Annotated in this window: 1 protein-coding gene and 1 pseudogene; one reads left to right on the top strand and one right to left on the bottom strand. The window is 63.4% G+C overall.

Translation table 11 applies throughout. The features are described 5' to 3' along the window. Positions 1-183: 183 nt before the first annotated feature. On the top strand, positions 184-2421 hold the full coding sequence (locus tag AC1Q7Q_RS40275) for an NADP-dependent isocitrate dehydrogenase (RefSeq protein WP_492376827.1): 2238 nt from the start codon (positions 184-186) through the stop codon (positions 2419-2421). A 204-nt stretch (positions 2422-2625) separates the two neighbouring features. Here AC1Q7Q_RS40275 and AC1Q7Q_RS40280 read toward each other — a convergent pair. Continuing rightward, positions 2626-3284 (bottom strand): annotated as a pseudogene (locus tag AC1Q7Q_RS40280) (helix-turn-helix domain-containing protein); the annotation flags it as partial.

Below are 3284 nucleotides of genomic sequence, written 5' to 3' on the forward strand. Positions count from 1 at the left end.
CAATGTTCATTCGGGTCACCGCGTGACCCGAGGAGGCTGTTGCCGTCTGCAGACAGAGTTTCTATCGGCTGGCCCGAACATCTCGAACCTTCTCTTCATGCTCCCTTCCGGCTAAAAATCGGAGGCGTAGCGGTCAATGACTGGGAGCCGACCTTACGCGCTCCCCGGACTTTCCCCAAAGCCATGAGTACTCAGAAACCCACCATCATCTATACCCTGACCGACGAGGCCCCGCTGCTGGCGACCAGCGCCTTCTTGCCCATCATCCGCACCTTTACAGGGCTGGCGGGTATCGACGTCACTACCAGCGATATCTCGGTGGCAGGGCGCATCCTGGGCGAGTTCCCGGAATTCCTGACGAAAGAGCAGCGCATCCCCGACAATCTGGCCGAGCTGGGCCGCCTGACCCTGCTGCCGGACACCAACATCATCAAACTGCCCAACATCAGCGCTTCGGTGCCCCAGCTGGTGGGCGCCATCAAGGAACTCCAGGCCAAGGGCTGCAAGGTCCCGGACTATCCGGAAGACCCCAAGACCGATGAAGAGAACGCCATCCGCCAACGCTATTCCAAGTGCCTGGGCAGCGCCGTGAACCCGGTCCTGCGCGAAGGCAATTCAGACCGCCGCGCGCCCGCCGCCGTGAAGAACTATGCCCGCAAGAACCCGCACAGCATGGGTGAGTGGAGCATGGCTTCGCGCACCCACGTGGCGCACATGAAGCACGGCGACTTCTACCACGGCGAGAAGTCCATGACCCTGGACCGCGCCCGCGACGTCAAGATGGAGCTGGTCACCAAGAGCGGCAAGACCATCGTGCTCAAGCCGAAGGTGTCGCTGGTGGATGGCGAGATCATCGACAGCATGTTCATGAGCAAGAAGGCGCTGTGCGACTTCTACGAAGAGCAGATGGAAGACGCGCGCAAGACCGGCGTCATGCTGTCGCTACACGTGAAAGCCACGATGATGAAGGTCTCGCACCCGATCGTGTTCGGCCACGCCGTCAAGATCTTCTACAAGAAGGCGTTCGCCAAGCACGGCGCGCTGTTCGATGAACTGGGCGTGAACGTCAACAACGGCCTGGTCAACCTGTACGACAAGCTGGAAAGCCTGCCGAGCTCGAAGCGCGAAGAAGTCATCCGCGACATGCACGCCTGTCACGAACATCGCCCGGAACTGGCGATGGTGGACTCGGCCAAGGGCATCTCCAACCTGCACGCCCCCAACGACGTGATCGTGGACGCTTCGATGCCGGCCATGATCCGCATCGGCGGCAAGATGTGGGGCGCCGACGGCCGTCCGAAGGACACCAAGGCCGTGATTCCGGAAAGCACGTTCGCCCGCATCTACCAAGAGATCATCAACTTCTGCAAGACCAACGGCAACTTCGACCCGGTCACCATGGGCACCGTGCCCAACGTCGGCCTGATGGCTCAGCAAGCCGAGGAATACGGCTCGCATGACAAGACCTTTGAAGTGCCCGAAGCTGGCGAGGCCCGCATCGTCGACCTTGCCACCGGCGAAGTGCTGCTGGTGCAGAACGTGGAAGAAGGCGACATCTGGCGCATGTGCCAGGTCAAGGACGCGCCGATCCGCGACTGGGTCAAGCTGGCCGTCACCCGCGCCCGCAATTCCGGCATGCCGACCATTTTCTGGCTGGACCCGTACCGCCCGCACGAAGCCGAAGTCATCAAGAAGGTCGAGACCTACCTGAAGGACCACGACACCACCGGCCTGGACATCCAGATCATGTCGCAGGTGCGCGCCATGCGTTACACGCTCGAACGTGTCATCCGCGGCCTGGACACCATCTCGGTGACCGGCAACATCCTGCGCGACTACCTGACCGACCTGTTCCCAATCATGGAACTGGGCGCCAGCGCCAAGATGCTGTCGATCGTCCCGCTGATGGCGGGCGGCGGCTTATATGAGACCGGCGCGGGCGGTTCGGCGCCCAAGCACGTCAGGCAACTGCTGGAAGAGAACCACCTGCGCTGGGACTCGCTGGGTGAATTCCTGGCGCTGGCGGTTTCGCTGGAAGAGCTCGGCATCAAGACCAACAACGCCAAGGCCAAGATCCTGGCGAAGACGCTGGATGCCGCCACGGGCAAGCTGCTCGACAACGACAAGAACCCGTCGCCGAAGACCGGCCAGCTGGACAACCGCGGCAGCCAGTTCTACCTGGCCATGTACTGGGCCCAGGAACTGGCGGCGCAGACCGAGGACGCCGACCTGACTGCGCGCTTCGCGCCGCTAGCGAAGACGCTGACCGAGAACGAACAGGCCATCGTGGCTGAGTTGTCGGCCGTGCAGGGCAAGGAAGCCGACATCGGCGGCTACTATATGCCGGACGCTGCGAAGCTGGATAAGGTGATGCGCCCGAGCCAGACGCTGAACGCCGCGCTGGCGGCAGTGGGCACCTGAAAGAGCGGGGCTGCCGCCTGATTGCGGCAGCTAGTGGAAAAGCCGCCGGGGCATTGTGCCCCGGCGGCTTTTTTCTTGAGGGTGCTGAGATCCGCGGCGACAGCGCTGCTGGGCTCGGGCCGGCTCTTCCCGGACATCCGCCTCTGCAACGCACCTCCTGCGTCCTATGCAGGGCAAGACGAGCGGTCATCCGTGCGGGCGATCGGAATGACTGCCGTTGGCGCACAGGCTCTCGATATTCAGCTCGTACAGCGCGCGCCCGAACTGCGTATGGTCTCGCCCTGTGGTGACGCCTTTGGCATTGACCCGGAAGATGCTGGCCTTGTCGCTGTAGAAGGCCACCGGCTTGCCATGGCGCTCGATGTAAGCACGCGTCGCGGCAAAATACACCGGGCCCGCTCCTCGAACCACGCGTGCTCGCTGCCATCGATCTGCACCAGTTCACCCAGGCAGGCACGCCGATTCCTTGGCTGGTGGACCTTCGGTGGCCGCAGCTTCCTGGGGACCCAGAAGCCGGCGTCGATCATGATCCGCCGCACCGTCTCCTTGGCCAGCGCGATGCCATGGCGCTCGCGCAACTTCTCGCAGGCCAGCGTGGGGCCGTAATCGGCGTAGTGCTGCTGGATTAGCGCGCGTGCCTGCGCTTCGAGCATCCGTGGCAGCTGGCGATGGCCTGGCTGCCCACGCTGGCGCGACAGCAAGCCCATCGGGCCATCGGCTCGCCAGCGCTGGACCAGCCGCCGGACTTGCCGCGCGGTCAAATCCAGGCGCTCTGCGGCGCGCCATTGCGCCAGCAGGCCCTCGGCCGTTGCCTGAATGACCTTGAAGCGGTCAACTTCACGCAGACTCATGGTGATCAACCC

It is taken from the genome of Cupriavidus sp. GW823-FHT07A04, assembly GCF_058794615.1.